20 protein-coding genes and 1 pseudogene are annotated in these 19,420 nt (G+C 69.6%); 9 read left to right on the top strand and 12 right to left on the bottom strand.

Translation table 11 applies throughout. The annotated features are described in order from the left end of the window. Window positions 1-208: 208 nt before the first annotated feature. The 4 genes from N5D30_RS03620 to N5D30_RS03635 all read left to right on the top strand — a co-directional run bounded on the left by N5D30_RS03620 (window position 209) and on the right by N5D30_RS03635 (window position 3,259). On the top strand, window positions 209-1,147 hold the full coding sequence (locus N5D30_RS03620) for an NAD-dependent epimerase/dehydratase family protein (RefSeq protein WP_279907692.1): 939 nt from the start codon (window positions 209-211) through the stop codon (window positions 1,145-1,147). A 214-nt stretch (window positions 1,148-1,361) separates the two neighbouring features. Beyond that, window positions 1,362-1,817 carry a nuclear transport factor 2 family protein gene (locus N5D30_RS03625; protein ID WP_279907693.1) on the top strand — a complete coding sequence of 152 codons (456 nt, stop codon included), beginning with the start codon at window positions 1,362-1,364 and terminating at the stop codon, window positions 1,815-1,817. Further along, a complete protein-coding gene (locus N5D30_RS03630) occupies window positions 1,810-2,241 on the top strand; it encodes a PaaI family thioesterase (RefSeq protein ID WP_279907695.1) in 432 nt (143 codons plus the stop codon). Before N5D30_RS03625 ends, N5D30_RS03630 begins: the two co-directional genes overlap by 8 nt. Before the next feature lie 4 nt (window positions 2,242-2,245). Continuing rightward, the gene (locus tag N5D30_RS03635) at window positions 2,246-3,259 is read left to right on the top strand and encodes an alcohol dehydrogenase catalytic domain-containing protein (RefSeq protein ID WP_279907697.1); all 1,014 of its coding nucleotides are present in this window, start codon (window positions 2,246-2,248) and stop codon (window positions 3,257-3,259) included. A gap of 5 nt (window positions 3,260-3,264) precedes the next feature. Here the strand turns inward: N5D30_RS03635 and N5D30_RS03640 are convergent, their stop codons facing one another. Further along, a complete protein-coding gene (locus tag N5D30_RS03640; protein WP_279907698.1) occupies window positions 3,265-3,732 on the bottom strand; it encodes a MarR family transcriptional regulator in 468 nt (155 codons plus the stop codon). A gap of 90 nt (window positions 3,733-3,822) precedes the next feature. On the opposite strand from N5D30_RS03640, the gene N5D30_RS03645 reads away from it, so the two are divergent. The 3 genes from N5D30_RS03645 (at window position 3,823) to N5D30_RS03655 (ending at window position 6,909) form a co-directional block, all read left to right on the top strand. Continuing rightward, window positions 3,823-4,431: a glutathione S-transferase N-terminal domain-containing protein gene (locus tag N5D30_RS03645; RefSeq protein ID WP_279907699.1), complete on the top strand. Its 609-nt coding sequence runs from the start codon at window positions 3,823-3,825 to the stop codon at window positions 4,429-4,431. Window positions 4,432-4,634: 203 nt separating this feature from the next. Further along, complete coding sequence (locus N5D30_RS03650; protein ID WP_279907700.1) at window positions 4,635-5,546, top strand: hypothetical protein; 912 nt, start codon at window positions 4,635-4,637, stop codon at window positions 5,544-5,546. A 28-nt stretch (window positions 5,547-5,574) separates the two neighbouring features. Next, window positions 5,575-6,909, top strand: a complete 1,335-nt coding sequence (locus tag N5D30_RS03655) for an MFS transporter (protein WP_279907701.1) — start codon at window positions 5,575-5,577, stop codon at window positions 6,907-6,909. Window positions 6,910-6,916: 7 nt separating this feature from the next. Here N5D30_RS03655 and N5D30_RS03660 read toward each other — a convergent pair whose 3' ends face one another. The 10 genes and pseudogenes from N5D30_RS03660 to N5D30_RS03705 form a co-directional block, all read right to left on the bottom strand. After that, a complete protein-coding gene (locus N5D30_RS03660) occupies window positions 6,917-7,942 on the bottom strand; it encodes an AraC family transcriptional regulator (RefSeq protein WP_279907702.1) in 1,026 nt (341 codons plus the stop codon). Between the two features lie 101 nt (window positions 7,943-8,043). Further along, window positions 8,044-9,003, bottom strand: a complete 960-nt coding sequence (locus N5D30_RS03665) for an alpha/beta fold hydrolase (protein ID WP_279907703.1) — start codon at window positions 9,001-9,003, stop codon at window positions 8,044-8,046. Continuing rightward, a complete protein-coding gene (locus tag N5D30_RS03670) occupies window positions 9,000-10,499 on the bottom strand; it encodes an NAD(P)/FAD-dependent oxidoreductase (RefSeq protein ID WP_279907704.1) in 1,500 nt (499 codons plus the stop codon). The genes N5D30_RS03665 and N5D30_RS03670 overlap by 4 nt, the downstream gene beginning before the upstream one ends. A gap of 160 nt (window positions 10,500-10,659) precedes the next feature. Then, complete coding sequence (locus N5D30_RS03675; protein WP_279907705.1) at window positions 10,660-11,529, bottom strand: bile acid:sodium symporter; 870 nt, start codon at window positions 11,527-11,529, stop codon at window positions 10,660-10,662. A gap of 44 nt (window positions 11,530-11,573) precedes the next feature. Beyond that, window positions 11,574-12,470 carry an alpha/beta fold hydrolase gene (locus tag N5D30_RS03680; protein WP_279907707.1) on the bottom strand — a complete coding sequence of 299 codons (897 nt, stop codon included), beginning with the start codon at window positions 12,468-12,470 and terminating at the stop codon, window positions 11,574-11,576. 27 nt (window positions 12,471-12,497) lie between these two features. Continuing rightward, window positions 12,498-13,400 carry an acetoacetate decarboxylase gene (locus N5D30_RS03685; protein ID WP_279907708.1) on the bottom strand — a complete coding sequence of 301 codons (903 nt, stop codon included), beginning with the start codon at window positions 13,398-13,400 and terminating at the stop codon, window positions 12,498-12,500. Window positions 13,401-14,203: 803 nt separating this feature from the next. After that, window positions 14,204-14,604 (bottom strand): annotated as a pseudogene (locus N5D30_RS03690) (MerR family transcriptional regulator); the annotation flags it as partial. A 78-nt stretch (window positions 14,605-14,682) separates the two neighbouring features. Next, entirely contained in the window at window positions 14,683-15,522 is an 840-nt protein-coding gene (locus N5D30_RS03695) for an SDR family NAD(P)-dependent oxidoreductase (RefSeq protein WP_279907710.1), read from the bottom strand. Next, the gene (locus N5D30_RS03700; RefSeq protein WP_279907711.1) at window positions 15,519-16,412 is read right to left on the bottom strand and encodes an SDR family NAD(P)-dependent oxidoreductase; all 894 of its coding nucleotides are present in this window, start codon (window positions 16,410-16,412) and stop codon (window positions 15,519-15,521) included. The genes N5D30_RS03695 and N5D30_RS03700 overlap by 4 nt, the downstream gene beginning before the upstream one ends. Continuing rightward, window positions 16,409-17,338, bottom strand: coding sequence for an alpha/beta fold hydrolase (locus N5D30_RS03705; protein WP_279907712.1), 930 nt, complete (start codon window positions 17,336-17,338; stop codon window positions 16,409-16,411). Before N5D30_RS03705 ends, N5D30_RS03700 begins: the two co-directional genes overlap by 4 nt. A 118-nt stretch (window positions 17,339-17,456) precedes the next feature. Here N5D30_RS03705 and N5D30_RS03710 point away from each other — a divergent pair, with 118 nt between their 5' ends. Beyond that, complete coding sequence (locus tag N5D30_RS03710; RefSeq protein WP_279907714.1) at window positions 17,457-18,452, top strand: AraC family transcriptional regulator ligand-binding domain-containing protein; 996 nt, start codon at window positions 17,457-17,459, stop codon at window positions 18,450-18,452. Window position 18,453: 1 nt separating this feature from the next. Here the strand turns inward: N5D30_RS03710 and N5D30_RS03715 are convergent, their stop codons facing one another. Next, window positions 18,454-19,005 (bottom strand): carboxymuconolactone decarboxylase family protein, encoded by a 552-nt coding sequence (locus tag N5D30_RS03715; protein ID WP_279907715.1) that lies wholly within the window; start codon window positions 19,003-19,005, stop codon window positions 18,454-18,456. Window positions 19,006-19,081: 76 nt separating this feature from the next. Here N5D30_RS03715 and N5D30_RS03720 point away from each other — a divergent pair, with 76 nt between their 5' ends. Next, window positions 19,082-19,417 (top strand): helix-turn-helix domain-containing protein, encoded by a 336-nt coding sequence (locus N5D30_RS03720; protein ID WP_279907717.1) that lies wholly within the window; start codon window positions 19,082-19,084, stop codon window positions 19,415-19,417. Window positions 19,418-19,420: the final 3 nt, after the last annotated feature.

Genomic DNA, 19,420 nt, shown 5'->3' on the forward strand with positions numbered 1-19,420 from the left:
CGACGGCGAGTCCAGAAACGCTCTTGACCTTAAAGCGTCCTTCATAGTTAGGGTTATGCCGCTATCGTTCGAGCTCACCCTGGGACGCCGTCGCCACAGATGCGCCCGGTGCGAGTGTCGTTCGGCGTGGAGACTGAAATAGTCTGTTGATGGGTTTCTAGACTCTGAAGATCAGCACACAGGTGAAGTACGACTTCAAGGAGTCAGCATGCAAACCATCTTGGGAGCCACCGGCCAGATCGCCGTGGAACTGGCGCGAGAGCTGTGCCGCACTTACACGAAGGACCTGCGGCTCGTCAGCCGCACACCCCGCAAGGTGAACGACTCCGACACCCTCGTGCCAGCAGACCTGCTGGACGCCGATCAGGCAGCCAATGCGGTCAAGGGCAGCAGCATCGTCTATTTCACCGCCGGCCTGCCGCCGGACACGGAACTATGGGAAACCCAATTCCCGCTGATGCTGGAAAACGCTCTCAACGCGACTCGCGCGGCCAATGCCAGGTTCGTCTATTTCGACAACACCTATATGTATCCGCAGGATGACCGCGTGCTGACAGAGGATGCGCCGTTCGAACCGGTCGGCCGCAAGGGCAAGGTGCGCGCGGCGATGGCGTCCAGGGTGCTGCAGGAGATGGCCCGAGGCGATATCCCCGTGGTCATCGGCCGGGCACCCGAGTTCTATGGTCCCGACAAGACGCAGAGCATCACCAACACCTTGATCATCGACAAGATCAAGGCTGGCGAAACCCCGCGCGTGCCGGTTCGGGACGACACCCGGCGTACGCTGATCTGGACGCCCGACGCGAGTCGCGCGCTGGCGGATCTGGGGAATGCACCGGACACGTTCGGGCAAACCTGGCACCTCCCCTGCGACGATGACCGCCTGACCTACAGGCAGTTCGTGGCCCTGGCCTCCGAGCTCTTCGGCCGGGAGCCGTCCTACAAGGTCCTTGGCAAATGGACCTTGACGGCTGCAGGCCTGGTATCCAAACAGGTGCGCGAGCTGCGGGAACTGCTGCCGCGGTACGAGCACGACAACCTGTTCGACTCCGCGAAGTTCAAGCGGCGTTTCCCTCGGTTCGAAGTGACGACCTACCGCCAGGGACTCCATCAGATTCTGGCCGAGTCGAGCCGTGGTCACGGTTGAAGAGGATCACCACCGACCACCGCATCCTGTGCGAGGCATCGAATGCAGCCCCTTCGACAATCCAGCCGCCGAGCCCACGAGGCCTGCCCCTGCATATCCCTGGAATGACGGAAACGCCCTTCACATTGTCAGATCAACAATGTTGATTTGATATTCCAACCCCGCATAGGCTAGCCGGAGTCGCATTTCGTCCACCGCTACCTTGCGAGGTCATATGTCAGATCGCCAAGCCCTGATCGGGATCGTCGAGGCCGCCTATGCGGCCTTTGCCGCCCGTCGTTCGCAGGATCTCCTGCCGCTCTGCGCCGCCGGCTGCCTCTGGCAGGCGCCGGGTCTGCCCACCCTCATGCCCTGGGCCGGAGAGCATCATGGCCATGCGGGCGTGCTCGAATTCCTCGGCCAGCTGGACGAGCACCTCGACTTCCTCGCCTTCGAGGCGCGGTCGCTGGTGGTGGATGTCGAGCAGGGCCAGGTCGTGGCGCTGGGCGTGGGCCGCTGCCGGGTGAAGTCCACCGGCCGGCTGTACGTCAACCACTGGGCCCACCTGTTCACCCTGCGCGACGGCTTGATCACGGCCTTCCGCGAATACCCCGACACCGCTGCGCAGTTGGTGGCGATCCACCCGGCCCTGGCCGACCTCGACCCGCAGCAGGAGAGCCTGCATGACTGACACCGAGACTTCGGGGCTGCAGGCCCTGCGCGCGCTGATCCGGGGCGACCTGCCCGCCCCTTCCATCGGCCAGACCATGGGCCTGACCGCCGTGGCGGTGGAGCCCGGGCGCATCACCCTGGAGGCCCGCCCGGACGGCCGCCACCTCAACCCCGCGGGCGCCGTGCACGGCGGCTTCGCCGCCACCTGCCTGGACGGCGCGGCGGCACTGGCCCTGTTCTCGACGCTGGAGGCGACCACCGCCCACTCCACCGTGGACCTCAACGTGAAGTACCTGCGGCCGCTGACCGCCGGCGAGACCTACCGGGTCGAGGGCTGGCTGGTGGAGCGCACCCGCAGCCTGGCGATCTGCGACGCCCAGCTGGTGGACGCCGCCGGCAAGCTCTACGCCAGGGCCACCACCACCTTCGCGGTCAGGGGATAGCGCGATGCAGGAACTCATCGTACGTGGTCCCGGGCAACTGGCCTGGGTGGAGAAACCCGCGCCGGCGCTCGCCGGCCCCGGCAGCGCGCTGGTGCGACCGATCGCCTCCGCGTCCTGCGATCTCGACCGCCGGCTGATCGCCGGAGCCACACCCTTCAAGCCGCCGTTCGCCCTCGGCCACGAATGCGTGGCCGAGGTGCTGGAGGTCGGCGAAGAGGTCACCGGCGTACGGCGCGGCGACCTGGTGTCGGTGCCCTGGAAGATCGCCTGCGGCAACTGCCGCCAGTGTCTCGCGGGCAGGGCCACCGCCTGCACCGCGGTGCCGCGCCACGCCGCCTATGGCGTGCCGGCCGGTGGCCACTGGGGCGGCCTGTTCTCGGAGGTGGTCCTGGTGCCGTTCGCCGACGCCATGCTGGTGCCGCTGCCGCCCGGCCTCAATCCGCTGGCGGTGGCCAGCGCCAGCGACAACCTGACCGACGCCTGGGTGGCCGCCAGCCGCCCCATCGCCGCGCGCGAGGAGGCCCGCGTGCTGGTGGTCGGCGGCACCGAGAGCCTGGGCGTGCTGGCCGTGCAGATGGCGGTCGCGGCCGGCGCGGCCAGCGTCGACTACCTGGACGACAGCGACTACCGGCGCGAGCTGGCCCTGCGCAGCGGCGCCAACGTCGAGCAGGCCGGCGCACTCGACGAAGGCTACGACGTGGTGGTCTCCGCCACGCGCGACCCGCAGGCGCTGCACCGTGGGCTGCTGGCCCTGGCCCCGGGCGGGCACTGCTCGTGCATCGGCATCATTTTCGAGGACCCGAAGATTCCGCTGTTCGGCATGTACCTGCGCGACGTCACCCTGTCGGTGGGAGCCTGCAACGTGCGCCCGCACATCCCCAAGGTGTTCGAGCTGGTCGGCGGCGGCCATTGCGACCCGCTGCTGGTGAGCCCGACCGTGGTGGGCTGCGAGGAGGCGACCAAGGCGCTGGTCCAGCCCCTGGCCAAGTGCATCGTGGTGCGCGAGCGGATCACGTGAGCGCGTCAGTTGAGGCGCTCGGCCAGCGCCAGCATCACCGCTTCCCAGGCCTCGCGCCCGTGGGCGTCAGTGCAGGCGAACGCCTCGCGCAGGGTGCGGCGCTCCAGCTCGGAGGCCTCCCGCTCCACCGCCTCGCCCTGCGTGGTGAGGGCCAGCAGCTTGAAGCGATGGCGCTCCGGCTGGCGGGTGTAGCAGACCAGCTCGCGCTCGAACAGCTGGGTCAGGGTGCGGTGCAGCGCCTGCTTGCTGATGCCGAGAGTGGCCGCCAGGTCGCCGACGTTGATCTCGTCGGCGCGGGCGATGACGTAGAGGATGCGGTGGTGCACGCGGGACAGCCCCTGGGTCTCGAGGAACCGGTCCGCCGCCACCGTCAGCCCGCGGAAGCCGAAGTGCAGCAGTTCGAGGGAGTGATCGAGCGGGTCCAGCGACTGCATGCGCACGGAGGCGGTATTGATCTTTCTGTCTATGACCATGGTGCGTCCATCCGACCGAATTGCGGCGAAGCCTAAGGCCTGCACCGCCCCCGGAACAACCCGAACCACCCGCCAGAGGAAACCTTCATCATGCAACTGATCCACGCAGCGGCCTCCCCCTTCGCCCGCAAGGTACGGGTACTGGCCCTGGAGACCGGCCTGGCGCCACGCATCGAGGCGATCGACACCGCCGTGCTGCCAATCACCCTCAACGAGCGGGTCAACGCGCTCAACCCGCTCGGCAAGGTGCCCGTCCTGCTGACCGACGACGGTGAGGCACTGTACGACAGCCGGGTGATCTGCGAATACCTCGACAGCCTGCACGACCGCTCCCGGCTGTTCCCCGCCGAACCCGCCGCGCGCTGGCGCACCCTGCGTCTGGCAGCGCTGGCCGACGGCCTGATGGAAGCCGCGCTGCTGGTGCGTTACGAGCGCGCCGTGCGTCCCGCCGAGCGGCAGTGGGACGACTGGGCCGAAGGCCAGCTGGGCAAGGTGCGCCGCGCCCTGGCGGAGCTGGAACGGCAGGCCGGACAGTTGCAGGGCCCGCTGGACGTGGCGCAGATCGCCGTGGCCTGCGCCCTGGGCTACCTGGACTTCCGCTTCGCCGAACTGGACTGGAGAAGCGCCTGCCCCGCGCTGGCGACGTTCCAGGCGGGCTTCGCCGCCAGGGACTCCATGCGCGACACCGCGCCGGTCTAGCCAGGTGCGGGCGGGACAGAACTCACCAGCTATTGGCCTCGAATAACCTGTGCTGCGGCGGATCGATCCCGCAAGATCGGCATCCACCGAATAACAACAAAGGCAACGGGTCTTCCGCGGCGCCAGCGCGCGCCGGCCGGGAGATACCGTGAACGAGAAGGCGGCTCCGCGGCCCTCCTCGGCCAGCGCACAGGAGCCCGACCGTGAGCGCCCCCTCTGACCGCATCATCCTGCTCAACCTGGGCCGTGAGTCGCGCATCCTCTCCGTCGCCAGCGACGGCGGCGACCTGCGGGTCCTGGTGGACGGCCTGGCGTCGAAGCCGGACGGCGTGGCGATCGACCCGGCGAACCAGCACCTGTTCTGCACCTTCATGGGCGTGGCGCGCGACGGCGAGGATTTCTGGGAGGCCGACGGCCACATCGAGCGCGCCGGCCTCGACGGCGGCGAGCGCCGAGTGATCGTGCCGCCCGGCGAGATCGTCACCGGCAAGCAGATCACCTTCGAGCCCGGCCGCGACCGGCTCTACTGGTGCGACCGCGAAGGCCTGCGGGTGATGAGCTGCCACCCCGACGGCTCGGACCTGGCCGTCCACGTACTCACCGGCACCCGCGCCTCCGACCGCCATGACCGCCGCCGCCACCCGGTCGGCATCGCGGTGGATGGTGCGGGCGGCTTCCTCTACTGGACCCAGAAGGGCCGCCCCGACGGCGGCGAGGGCATGATCCTGCGCGCGCCGCTGGACGTGCGGCCCGACGATCCCGCCGCGCGCGACGACATCGAGGTTCTGCTCGACGGCCTGCCCGAGCCGATCGACCTCGACTGGGACGGCGACGAGGCCACCCTCTACTGGACCGACCGCGGCGCCCCGCCCCACGGCAACACCCTGAACCGCTCCCGCATCCGCGACGGCCGGGCCGTCGACCACCAGATTCTGCTCGCGGGCCTGACCGAAGGCATCGGCCTGGCCCGCGACCCCGCCGGCCGCCGCGCCTTCGTCAGCGACCTGGGCGGCCACCTGCGGGTGGTCGACCTGGACCCGCCCTACCCGAGCCGGATCATCTTCCAGGGCCAGGGGCCGCTGACCGGCATCGCCTACCTCGGCGCCGCCCACTGATACCCGCCCGCCATCCAAGGAGAACCCAATGACCGCGATTTCCCTGCGCAAGGGCGAGGCGCTCCTCGAGAGCGATGCCGAGAAGGCCCTGTTCTCGAAGATCAACTGGCGCATCCTGCCGCTGCTGCTGATCGCCTACTGCTTCGCCTACATCGACCGCATCAACGTCGGCTTCGCCCAGTTGCAGATGAAGACCGACCTGCAGTTCAGCGACCACATCTTCGCCCTCGGCGCCGGGCTGTTCTTCGTCGGCTACTTCCTGTTCGAGGTGCCCAGCAACCTGATGCTGGAGAAGATCGGCGCGCGCAAGACCATCCTGCGCATCATGCTGTGCTGGGGCGCCTGCGCCACGGCCATGGCCTGGGTCACCACGCCCTGGCAGTTCTACGTGCTGCGCTTCCTGCTGGGGGCGTTCGAGGCCGGCTTCTTCCCCGGCGCGATCCTCTATTTCACCTTCTGGTACCCGCCGGCGCGACGCGGCCGGGTGATCGCCACCTTCATGACCGCCACCGCCATCGCCGGCATCCTGGTCGGGCCGCTCAACGGCGCGCTGATGAAGTTCGGCCAGGGCGTCATGGGCTACCACGGCTGGCAGTGGATGTTCATCGCCAACGGCGCGCCCTGCCTGCTGATCGGCGTGCTGGCCTACCTGCTGCTGAGCGACGGCCCGGAGAAGGCCTCCTGGCTGACCGAGCAGGAGAAGCGCATCCTCGCCGAGCGCCTGCAGCGCGACCGCATCCCGCCGAAGCCCGGCGGCCACGGCGCGTGGCGCACCCTGCTGAGCGACCCGAAGATCTACGTCCTCTCCAGCGTGTATTTCCTGATGAGCGGCGCGGTCTATGCGCTGCTGTTCTGGGCGCCGTCGATGATCGCCAGCTGGGGGGTCAAGGACGTGTTCCACGTCGGCCTGCTCAAGGCCCTGCCGAGCATCGTCGGCGTCATCGGCATGGTGCTGATCGGGCGCAGCTCGGACCGGCTCAACGACCGGCGCTGGCACTACGTGTGCTGCGTGGCGCTGATCGCCGTGAGCTTCGTGTCCATGGCCTTCGCCAACGACGACCTGGTGTGGTCCATGGTCCTCTACTGCATCGGCTCGATCGGCATCGCCTCGCTCACCCCGCTGTTCTTCGCCTTCGTCAGCGAATACCTGTCCAAGGAAACGGCGGCCGGCGGCATCGCCCTGATCAGCTCGCTGGGCAACCTCGGGCCGGCCGTCGCCCCGTCCATCAGCACCTGGATACTCACGTCCACCGGGCAGAACCGCTACAGCCTGCTCTTCATCGTCTCGCTGTACGTGCTGGCGGCCATCATCATGGCCTCCGCGGCGCAGCACCGGAGGACGGCGGCCGGGACCACCGCCTGAACCTGTATCAGCGCCGGCGGTAGTCCTGCGGGTTCTGGCCGGTCCAGCGGTGGAAGGCGTGGCGGAAGTTGGAGGCGTCGCTGTAGCCCAGGCGGGTGGCGATCTCCTCGGTGGTCATGCGCGTCTCGCGCAGGTACTCGATGGCCAGGCCCCGGCGCACGTTGACCAGAATGTCCTTGTAGCCGGTGCCCTCGCTCTCCAGCCGCCGGCGCAGCGTGCGCGGGTGCATGTCGAGGTGCCGGGCCATGGCCTCGACGGTGGGGAAGCGCCAGGGCATGTGCTCGACCAGGGTGCTGCGCACCACGGAGCTGAGGCCGTCCAGGTAGGGCATGCGCGCCAGCACCGGCTGGCACATCTCGCACACCATGGCGTGGGTCGAGGGTTCGGGCATGCCCGAGGGCAGGTCCGGCCAGTGCAGCGCGGTGTGCAGTTCGTTGCCGGGCTGGTCGAAGCGCACCGGGCAGCCGAGCAGCTCGTCGTACGGCTGCGCGGGGGGCGGGCAGGCGAAGCCCAGCAGGGAGAAGCCGAAGCCGTCGCCGTACAGGTCGCGGCCCACGGTGAGGTGCGCGGCGTAGGCGAATTCAAGGGCGAAGCGGTAGAGCGGGTCGAGGGGGTCGGCGGTGACGAACACCTCGTAGGTGTAGATCGCCACCCGCTCGCCGCGCACGTAGGCGACGGGCGCCGCCACCGGCCCCATGACGCGCTTGTACTTGAGCGCGAAGTCGATGCGCTCGGCGTGCGTCGGGCTGCTCAGCAGCCCGTAGCCGTACATGCCGTAGGCGGTCAGGCGCATGCGGGCGCCGGCACGCACGGCGGTGGCGGGATCGGTCGCCAGGCGCACGGCGTTGCGGAACACGGTCACGATCTGGGCGAAGGAGACGCGGGCCGACAGCGTGCGCAGCGTGTCCTCGCTGATGCCGCTGTTGGCCAGCACGCTGGCCGGGGCGATGCCGTCCTCGGCCAGCGTATCGACGACGGCGCTGATCTTCTGGGTTCCGTGGATGCGTGATTCGAGATCGGACGAAAGACTCATGATCGGCTCTTGCTGGCTGCACGGCGCCGCGCGCGCCGGGAGTTCAAGGCGTCGATTATGGGGGAATTGCGCCGGCCGGGAACGGCCGCCGTGGTTTCCGTCTATGTCCTCGCCGTGGCGACCACGGCGCTAGCGGGCCGCGCGCTGCGCGCCAGGTGCGGCACGATGTGGCCCATGAGTTCGGGCACCCGGGCCTCGTCGATCTGGTGACGCAGGCGCGGCAACGACACCAGACGGGCGCCGGGGATGGCCGCCGCCGTTGCCCGGCCACCGCTCGGCGCGACCATCAGGTCCACCTCGCCGTGCAGCACCAGGGTGCTGGCGCTGATGCGGCGCAGCTGGTGGCTGCGGTCGCCCGACTTGAGGATCGCGCCGATCTGCCGCCCGATGCCGCCGGCGTTGGCGCGGTTGCCGTTGCGCCGCCAGGCCTCCAGCGCGTAGCGCTCCCATTCGGCGGCGATGCCGGTCACGCCGGGGTCGCCGATGTGGCGCATCATCGCGGCGAAGCCGGCCACCGCCTCCGTCTCGTCGCGCGGCGCGGCCCGGGCCATCCGCAGCAGGGTGGAGAACGCCGGCCTGCCGACCCGCCGCGCCCCGGTGGTCGAGAAGATCGAGGTCAGGGAGCGGGCCCGGGCCGGGTAACGGGCGGCCATGCACTGGGCGATCATGCCCCCCATGGACATGCCGATGAGGTGGGCATCGTCGGCCTGCAGGTGGTCGAGCAGTAGGGCCATGTCGTCGGCCATGTCCTCCAGGCCGTAGCTGCCGGGGGGTGCCCAGCCGAGCAGCTGGCGGAGCTTGCCCGGCGGCGCCTGGCGCACCGTGGACGAGCGCCCGGCGTCGCGGTTGTCCGGGGCGATCACGTAGTAGCCGGCGTCCACCAGGGTGTCGATGAACGAGGCGGGCCAGGAGGTCAGTTGCAGGCCCAGCCCGGCGATCAGCAGGGCCGGCGGGTCGCCGGCGTTGCCGTAGGTCCGGTAGCACAGGCGCAGGCCGTCGGCGGCTTCGAGGAAGCGGTCCTGCGGGTCGCCCTCGCCCGGCGGCTGGCGAAACGCGCTCATGCGGAGACCTCCCGCGCCGGGGCGGGCTCGGCCTGCGGCGCCGGGCGCCCCTCGAAGCGCAGGTGGCGGTCGGCCACCTCGCCGTGGCGGAACATCTTCTCGTCGGCGAAGTAGTTCCACGACATGGCCCAGGGGAAGCGCGCGCCCTGGCGCGGCAGGCTGCCGAGCGAGCGCTGCACGTAGCCAGCGCCGAAGTTGAGCAGCGGCAGCGTCTCCATGCCCGGGTCGGCCACCGGCGTGCAGACCTCCAGGCCGTTGGCGTCCATGTGCGCCAGCAGGCGGCAGAAGTGCTCGCAGACCAGGCCGACCTTCAGCGTCCACGAGGAACCGGTGTAGCCGATGGCGAACGCCAGGTTGGGAATGCCGCTCAGCATCATGCCCTTGAAGGCGACGGTGTCGCTGGCGTCGATCAGCGTCCCGTCGATGGCCAGCTCGATGCCGCCGAACGGCAGCAGGTTGAGCCCGGTGGCGGTGACGATCAGGTCCGCGTCCAGATGGTCGCCCGACTCCAGCTGGATGCCGCTCGTGGTGAAGCGCGCGATGCGGTCCGTGACCACCGAGGCGCGGCCCGCGGAAATCTCGCGGTAGAGGTCGCCGCCCGGCACGGCGCAGAGGCGCTGGTCCCAGGGGTTGTAGGGCGGGTTGAAGTGCACGTCGACCGGGTAGCCCTCGGGCAGCATCTTGCGGTTGATGCTGCGGATCAGCTTCCTCGCCAGTTTGGGGAAGCGCTGGGCGAAGGTGAAGAACCACTTCTGCTTGGCGATGTTGAAGCGGCGCGCGATGGCGTGGGCGACCCGGTCGCCCAGCAGCGGGCGCAGGCGCCGGGCGATGGGGTCGCGCGAGGGGATCGGCAGGATGTAGGTCGGCGTGCGCTGCAGCATGGTCACGTGCGCCGCGCCCGGCGCCATCGACGGCACCAGAGTCACCGCCGTGGCGCCGCTGCCGATGACCACCACCTTCTGCCCGCGCCAATCGAGGTCCTCGGGCCAGTGCTGGGGGTGGACGATGCGCCCGGCGAAGTCCTCGCGCCCCTCGAAGTGGGGGGTGAAGCCCTCGTCGTAGCGGTAGTAGCCGGTGCCGGAGAAGATCCAGCGGGTGCGCAGCAGCGAGCGCTCCCCGGTGTCCGCGCGCTCCACCTGCACGTTCCACAGCCGCTCGCGGGAGGACCAGTCCACCCGGAGCACGCGGTGGTGGTAACGGATGTGCGCGTCGATGCCGTTCTCGCGGGCGGTCTCGGCGATGTACGCCTTGATCGCCGGGCCGTCGGCCAGGGCGTTGTCGCTGGTCCAGGGCTTGAAGTCGTAGCCGAAGGTGAAGAAGTCGGAGTCGGAGCGGATGCCCGGATAGCGGAACAGGTCCCAGGTCCCGCCCAGGTCGCCCCGCGCCTCCAGGATCGCGTAGCGGGTGCCGGGCCGCTGGTCCTGCAGGTAGTAGGCGGCGCCGATACCGGAGATGCCCGCTCCGATGATGAGGACGTCGTAGTGCTGAAGGCTCATGGCTGTCTCCGATCTGTGGCGGGGCCGCTTGCCGAGCGTGCCACCCGCGGGCCGGTTTTGCACACCGGGATGGCATCATTCTCGACCACCGGCGACCGGGCGGCTTGACCCTACCCGACCATGCACTTGATATTTCGCGCCAGAATCGCGCGCCACCCGATCAGGCGGCGGCGCGGATCGTCATCCGGCCGTAGCCGATCAGGGCGAAGCCGAAGGCGTACATGAGCAGGCCGTAGAGCGCCGCCGGCACGGCCATCTCCGGGGAGTTCATCATGCCGATGGCGATCAGCATGCCGATGGCCGCGTTGCGCACGCTCATGCCCACCACCACGGTGATGGTTTCCTCGGCGCCGATGCCGAGCAGGCGCGAGCCGACGAAGCCGAGCAGGATGCCGCACACACTCAGGGCGATCACCGCCGGCCCGGCGCTGGCGAGAATCCTCAGCCACTGGTCGGCCACCGAGATGCCGATGCCGACGATCAGGGCCAGCAGCACCAGCGCGCCGAACAGGCTCACCGCGCGCTCGGCCCGGGCGGCCAGCGCAGGGGCCTTGTGCCGCACCAGCATGCCGATCAGCACCGGCACCAGCACAATACCCAGCAGCATGGCGACGGTGCGCAGCACCGGCAGGTAGACGCGGGCGTCGGCGTGGACGAAGCGCTCCAGGGCGAAGTTGGCGAACAGCGGCAGGGTGACGATGGTGGCCAGGCTGCCGACCACGGTCAGGGCGATGGACAGCGCCAGCCGGCCCCGCGCCAGGAAGGCGATCAGGTTGGACGTGGTGCCGATCGGGCAGGCGGCGATGATCAACAGGCCGACCGCCATCTCGGCCGGCAGGCGCAGCGCCATGGCCAGGACGATGCTCAGCGCCGGCAGCAGCAGGAGCGCCGCCAGTGCGCCCCAGATCAGCGCCTTGGGGCGGGCCACCACGCGCTGGAAGTCCGAGGGCACCAGGGTCATGCCCATGCCGGTCATGATGATGGCCAGGGCGATCGGCAGGCCGATCTCTATCAGTACGGATTGCTCCATTTCTCTCGTTCCTTGCAGGGATTTGCCGGCAGGCGCGGCCGGGCTCAGGCCGCCTTCGCGCCGCTGCCCAGGGACGCCAGGAAGGCGACCTGGAGCGCCAGGTTGCGGCTCAGGTGGGGCTCCAGATAGGGCTCGAAATGGCTGGCATCGAGGGTCTCGATCTCCACGCGCGGGTTGCCGGCGGCGCGCACCGCCTGCTCGTCGAACGGCGCGATGGTGTCCCGCGTCCCGCCGATCACCAGCGTGCGGGTGGCGATCCGCGCCAGCGATTCGATGGGACGGTAGCCGAGCATGGTCAGCGCCGACCTCGCCGCGATGTAGTTGGGCGCGCCGGGGCCGTAGGCCCGCGCGCCCTCCTCCTTGGCCCGCGCCGCGTCGTCGCGCGTCATCGTGCCGAAGCCGCCCGCCGGCGCCACGATCGGCAGGTACAGCGGCTTCGCCCCCCGCAACGAATCCACCAGCGCGTAGAGCGCGATGCGCAGCCGGGCCGGCAGCGGCGTGCGCCTGGAGGCGGTCTTGCCGTCGAGCATGGGCAACTGGGCGATGATGCCGTTCAGCTCGGGGTGGCGCTCGCCGAGGGTGAAGGCCATGCCGCCGCCCAGCGAGGAACCCCAGAGCACGATCGAGCCGGGGTCGATCTCCGGCTGGGCGCGCAGGTGCGCCAGGGCGGCCTCGGCGTCCGCCAGGCGCCCGGGCACCGAGATCACATGGCGCGGGCTTCCCGCGCTGTCGCCCCAGGAGCGGAAGTCGAAGGTCATCACCGCGTAGCCCAGCTCCACGAAACGGTTGCGGAACGGCACCAGGAAGGAATTCTGCGCCCCGCCCCAGCCGTACAGCATCAGGATGGCGGGCAGCCCCTGGCCGCCGCCCCGCTCGGGGAGATGGAGCGAGGCGGCGCAGCGCTCGCCCCCGCTGGTGAAATGGCTGTTTCTCGTGATCATCGTGGAATCTCCGGTTGATGCGGCTCGCTACCGATCGAAGGCCTTCAGCGGCCGGGGCAGGTTGAGGACCATCTGCGCGTCCTTGACCACGTCGAGGCGGAGAATCCGCTTCGCCCCCAGGCCGTCGAGCAGCTGGCTCAGGGGGCCGCCGTTGCGGGCCAGCCTGACGTCCCGCGGGAACAGGCGCTGGGCGAACGCGAGGGTGTTGATCTGCACTGCGGTCTGGTGCCAGCGCCCGTCCAGCAGGTGGACCGAATTGATCGAGCCCATATGCGATTGGGACGGGACGACCTGCAGCGTCGGCATGGCAACGCTCAGGCTCAGGTCCGGCATGCCGTCGGGCGCGGCGACGCTGGCCTTCACCTCGGTCCCGATCTTCACCTCGATGTCGGTGCGCCACTTGGGCAACTGGTAGCCCTCGACGCCACGCACCCGGGCGATCTCGCTGGTCACCGGCAGCGCCAGCACGTGGCCGAAGAAGCTTCGCCGCCGCATGGAGTCGAGCAGCTCCAGCGCATGGGCCCCGCGCGCGCCGGGACGGCGGATGACGATGGCCACGGAGACCTCGTCGTAGGGATCGTTGTCGCACAGCGCGTAGGAGAAAAAGGTCAGCGCCACCAGCCCGTAGCCGGGCAGGGCCCGCAGGGGTTCGAGCGGCAGCGGAAGGATCGCCCGCAAGCGGTCCAGGGGCGCCAGGAACAGCAGCTGGACGTTGCTGGTGCGGTAGTAGAAGTTCGGCGCCCAGGTCGGCCCGACCCGCGACGCCATCAGTTGCTTGGGAATCCTGCGGAAGAAATCGATGTTACCGGCGACGGGGTCCCGCGCCACCTCGTCGAGGTCCGGGTTCATCCGAAACCGGTCGTAGTACCCGCCCTCCAGCACCTCGACCACGTGCGGCCCGAATTCGGCCTGGGTGAAACGCATCTGCATGTCGCTGCCCTCTCGATGGATGCGATGGGCAGCCCGCGGCGGGCGTGCCCGGCAGCGACTCTAGGTTTGAACCCGGCTTTAAGGTCAAGCGGCCGTACACACCCGCTCACACATCCCGCGCGAGCGCGCCGAACCCGTCCGGTTACGCGAGCAATGTTCTGCATAGCCCGGCTTTGCTGGCATTGTCCCTGGCAGGATGGCGCATTAATCTGCCGCGCTATGCGGCACTCTTCGCGAAGCTACTTTCTCTCGCCGCAAGCCACAGCCATTTGAGGTTTTGTATGGACGCATCCCTTCTCTATCCTCCAGCGTTGCTACCCGATGGGTTTCAGTACCCATCTGAATTCCTTCGTTGGATCGACTCAGCAGAGGCTACGTCTCTTTATCCCTGGATTCTGATCGACGCAGATAGCGCAGTAGGGCGTCTCTTGTATTCCATAGCCACAGCTGATGACAGAAATCTCATCCCGTTTTCTTCCTTAGAATTGGGCGATGGTGATGCTGCTTGCTTTGATGGTGGCGATAAAAGCGGAAATCCTAAAGTAGTGATGCTGATCCTTGATGGAAGCGAACGAGCGTACTCCTTCTCTGATTTCGCTGCTTGGCGCGAGGCTGCACGCCTAGACGCTAGTAAACACCAGCCGGCTGGTTAAAGGTGGTAACGGGATTTGAACCCGCCAGCGGCTCGGTCTGCAGACGAGAACGCAGGGCCTGGCGAAGGAAGGTGAGGGTGGCCGGGGAGCGGTGCCTGCGCGGAGCGGAGGGAGACGCCGGGGCTCACCGGGCGGCGCCACGCTGTCCCCCTCGCGCAGGCGGTTGAGCACCCACTGGGTGCTCTCGACGCACTGCAGCCCCGCCGGCCTGTTCTCGATGCTGTCGATGTCGACGAGCAGTTGCGCCTTGTTCTGCGCCAGGCGCAGTTGGAGCGCTTCGATCTCGCCGACCTTGCGTTTGAGCCCTTCCAGCAGCCCGTCGTGCCGCCAGGAGGTGTTCGGCCCCAGCGGCAGCAGGTGGCGATCTCGTCCAGCGAGAACCCCGCGCTCTGGGCGCCGGTGATGATCTCCAGGATCCACACCGTCTCCGGGGCGTACTCCCGGTAGCCGTTGGCCCTGCGCGTCACCGACTTGAGCAGCCCGCTGGCCTCGTAGAAGCGGATGCGCGAGGGCGCCAGGCCACTGAGCTTCGCCAGCTCTCCGACCTTCATGCCACACCTCGACAGGCCTTGAAGTCGAAGCTCACGTCAAACCTGCGCCCGGACCGCGCCCAAGCGCAGCCCGCTCCGTCACGAGGCCTTGCCTCCGTTGGCGAGCCTCACCGCCTGCGCAACCCGCCCGGCGTCGAAGCCGATCAGCTCGATAAGCCGGCGCAGCAGGCCCGGCGCCTTGGCGACCAGCCCGTTGCGGCGCGGCACCGTCACCAACTCGCGACGCCGCTCGATGCACTCGACCAGGGCCGCCACCACCTCGTCCAGCGCGACGAAGCGCCAGAGGCCCCGGTGCCGGTTCCACACCAGGGTGGAGCAAGGGCCGTCGACCACCGCTTCCATCATCGGGGTCTGGAAGAAGGTCGGGTGGAGCGAGCCGACGTCCACCCCGTCATGCCTCAGCTCCAGGCGCAGGCTGTTGCACAGGGCCCAGACCCCGGCCTTGCTGGCGGTGTAGTGGGCGTTCAGCGGCGAATGGACGAAGGCCGCCATGGACGAGATCGCCAGCAGGTAGCCGCGGCGCTTCTTCACGTGGGGTAGCGCCGCGCGGAAGGTGCGCCACACGCCGCCGAGGTTGATGTCGATGACCCGCTCGAAACCGGCCGGGTCCATGCTCTCCAGGGTTTCCGGCGCGCCGATGCCGGCGCCGGCGATCACCACGTCGATCCCGCCGAAGTGGCGCGCGGCCTCGTCCAGCACGGACTCCAGGCTCGCCAGCGAGCGCACGTCGACCACCCAGCCGGCGGCGACCTCGGGCCCGCCCAGGGCGGCCGCCTGGGCGTCCAGCACCGCCCGGTCGAGGTCGAGCAGGACCAGCCGCGAGCCCCGCATGCGCAGGGCCTGGGCGGCGGCGATGCCGAGGCCGCCGGTGGCGCCGGTGATGGCAATGACGCGGCCTTCCAGCGCATAGCGCGTCATGGGCGCACCTCCGGTGGATCGCCTCGATCCTGGGCCTGGCTGCGCGCGGCCTCGTCCTCCAGTTGCAGGAGCAGCCGCTGCAAGCGCTCATCGCGCGACAGGCGCCAGTCCACCAGCACATTCAGCAGGCCACGCAGCAGAGAGATGGGCGCCCAGCGCGCGGGGACGACGATGCGCGGCCGGCGCCTTTGCAGGCCATGCACCACCGCGCGTGCCACCTGCGCGGGCGGAATCGGCCGGCGCAGGAAGGCCGGCAGCCCGCTCTCGTTTATCCGGGTCACGAGCAGGTTGCCGCCGAAGGCGACCTTGGCGATGGCGGTGTCCGTCCAGCCGGGGTAGAGCACGCTCGCACTCGCCCCGGTCGTGCTCAGCTCGGCGCGCAGCGCCCGGGCCAGCGACTCCACCGCCGCCTTGGACGCGGCGTAGGGCGCGTTGGCCATGCCGTTCATGAAAGCGTAGATCGAGGACGTGACCAACACCTGGCCGCGGTTGCGGACGATCTCCGGCAGTGCCGCGCGCAGGGTGTGCCACACGCCGAACAGGTCCACCTCGACGATGCGGCGGAACTCCCCCTCGTCGCAGACGCGCAGGGTCGCCGGCACGCCGGCCCAGGCGATGCCGGCATTGGCGAAGGCCACGTCGAGGCGGCCGAAGCGCTCGACCGCCTGGCGCACCACCGCCTTCGCCGCCTCGGCGTCGGTGACGTCGAGCGCCAGCGGCAGCACGCGCCGGGCGTCGAATTCCCGGGCCAGCTCGTCCACCGTCTCCTGCCGGGTGTCGGTCAGCACCAGGCTGGCGCCCTGCACGTACAGCTCCCGCGCGGTGGCGGAACCGATGCCACCCGCCGCGCCGGTGATCAGCACCACTTTGCCTTCGAGGTCGTAGGTCATGCGTCTGCTCTCTTGGTTGCAATGCTCGGCACCATGCGCTGGAGGAAGTCGAGCTGGTCGTTCACCACCTGCTCGAAGGCCTCGCCCACGTAGATGTCGAAGTGGCCATGAGGGTAGCGCTTGATCTCGTGGCGCGGCGCGCGATGGGCGTGGGCCAGGGTCCGCTTCGCCGGCGCCACGCTGTCCGGGTCGCACACGCAGAACAGCACCGGGGCCTGGATGCGCGGCGTCTTGCGCCCAGGGTAGTAGCGGATGATGTCCAGGGCGAAGCGCGCGGCGATCTCGTCGCGGCTGGGCGCGCCCGGCGGCATCAGCCGGTGGTAGCCGTCCCAGCTGTCCGCCGAGGTCATGAACGCTACCGTCCCGGGGCGCCCGGCCAGCGGCACCAGGATCGGCCTGGCGCCGAACAGCGCGCCGATGCGGTCGGCCACGGCCAGCGCGCTGAGCCGGAGCGACACCAGGGGTTCGGTGGCGAGGCTGGAGGCCAGGCCGTCGGTGAACGGGCACTGGGAGATGACGGCGGCCACCCGCGCATCCTCGGCGGCGGTGGCCAGCACGTGCCCGCCGCCGAACGAGGTGCCCCAGATCGCGACCCGCGCCGGGTCCACGTCGGCCAGGCCGCGAGCGTGGGCGATGGCGGCCTTCCAGTCCTGCAATTGGCGGCCGACGTCCAGCAGCTGGCGTGGCTCGCCCCCGCTGTCGCCGAAGTGGCGGTAGTCGAACACCAGGCAGGCGTAGCCAGCAGCGGCGAAGCGCTCGGCGAAGGCCGGCAGGCGCATCCTGCGCGTGCCGCCGAGGCCGTGCGCCATCACCACCACCGGGAAGGGGCCGGCGCCCAGCGGGCGGTAGTAGTCGGCCACGCAATGCGCGTCGGCGGAGGGGAAGCGGAGCGTGGTCGGGGTCAGAAGATCGGCGAGGGCGTTCATGGGGCGGCGTCCGTCGGGTGGCTGAAGTGGCGCCATTCTCGGCAAGCGCCGGCACGACGGCTTGACGCTACCCGACGCTCCGCTTGACACTTTGCGCCAAACAACAAGCGAGGCCGCGATGAGCCAGCCACTGCACCGGCGCGTGGTGCCCGAGACCTACGTGCAACTGCTCTACGAATACCTGGAAGCGCTCGGCCACGAGCCGGAGTCGGTGCTCGGCGAGCCCTGGCCCGAACCCGCGCCAGGCGGTATCGGCGGCATGGATGTGGAGCACTGGGAACACCTGCTGGTGACGGCGGCGCAGGCACTCGACGACCCGCTGCTGGGCCTGCACCTCGGCCGCACCATCAGCGCCCGGCACTACGGCGTGTTCGGCTCGGTGCTGCTGGTCTGCGAGAGCCTGGCGGCCGTGCTGCAACGCTTCGAGCGCTACCAGCGCCTGGTGTTCGACGTGGTTCCCATGACCCGCCGCGACGGCGAGGGCTGGTTCGAGCTGGCCTGGGACGTCAGCCAGTACCAGCCCGGCCCGCTGGTGAGCGAGACCGGCACCGTGGCGATGGTGCAGTTCTGCCGCGACCTGGTGCGTGGCACGGCCAACCCGCTGCTGATCGACTTCAACCATGTCGGCCCCGCCGACAGCACGCCCTACGAGGCGTTCTTCGGCTGCCCGGTGCGCTTCGGCCGGCCCGAGGCGGTGATGCGCTTCTCGTCGCAACTGCTCGAACTGCCCATGAAGAGCCCCGACCCGACGCTGATCGCCTTGCTGGAACAGCACGCGGACCGCCTGCTGGCCCAGCTGCCGCAGCAGCACGCGCTGGTGGAACAGCTGCGCAAGGCCATCGCCCGCGCCCTGCGCGAGGGCGAGCCCGGCATCGAGCGCATCGGCGCGCAGCTGGGCTGTTCGCCGCGCACCCTGCAACGCCGCCTGCAGGAGGCCGGCACCAGCTTCCGCGGCGAACTGAACCTGGTCCGCCACGAACTCGCCCAGTCGTACCTGCGCGACCCGCGCCTGCAGATCGTCGACATCGCCATGCTGCTGGGCTACTCGGAGCACAGCGCCTTCACCCGCGCCTTCAAGGAGTGGAGCGGGCGCACGCCCCAGGAAGCCCGGTAGCTCAGCCCCGATAGTCGCTGAAGCGGGCGGCGCTGGCCTCCAGCGGCAGGTCGAGGCCGTTGGCGAGGTAGGCGACCGTGCGGTAGAAGCCGGCGAGCATCAGGACTTCCAGCACCTGGGCCTCGTCGAAGTGTGTGCGCAGGTCGGCGAATTCCGCCTCGCTCAGGGTCGCCCGCTCGTGCAGCGCATCGACCGCCGCCAGCAGCGCGGCCTCCTCGGCGCTCCAGCGCTCCGCGCGCAGCGGCTGCTCCAGGGTGGCGGCCACCTCGTCGCGGCTGAGCCCGGCGGCCTGGGCGAACACCCGCACGTGCACGCCCCATTCGTACTCGCAGCCGCTGCGGGCGCAGACCCGGTCGACGACCAGCTCGCGCTGGCGCAACGTCAGCGGGCCGCCCTCCAGCAACGAGCCGGCACCGAACTTGCGCCAGGCGCGCTCGCTGCTGGCGAGGGTGGAAAACAGCACCAGGGGCGGCACGCCGGCGCCCATGATCCTGTCGAAGGCGGCACGGATTTCGGCCGGGTAGGGTTCCTGCAAGGGGGTGATCCGGGACATGCTGTATCCTCCGCTATTGATTGTGTAGCGGATGAATGATTGCTACTGAATCCGTAGCAACTCAAGGCGAATCGATATGAATGATGACGAACGGCAAGCCCCGCCGATGATGGACGGGCGCCGCCCGATCATGGCGCTGCTCGAACTGCTGGGGCGCAAGTGGGCGCTGCGCATCCTCTGGGAGCTGCGCGACGGCGCGCTGAACTCCCGGGCGCTGCGCAGCGCGGCGGGCAACCTCTCGCCCACCGTGCTGCAGGCCCGGATCAACGAACTGCGCGACGGCGGCATCGTCGAGCGGCAGGCCGAGGGCTACGCGCTGACGCCGCTCGGCCGCGAGCTGCTGGTGGCGTTCATCCCGCTGTACCGCTTCGCCGGCCGCTGGGCGGATGCCCTGCGGCAGGACCCGCCCTGAGCC

The organism is Pseudomonas sp. GD03875 (genome assembly GCF_029840585.1).
Lineage (GTDB): Bacteria > Pseudomonadota > Gammaproteobacteria > Pseudomonadales > Pseudomonadaceae > Aquipseudomonas > Aquipseudomonas paralcaligenes.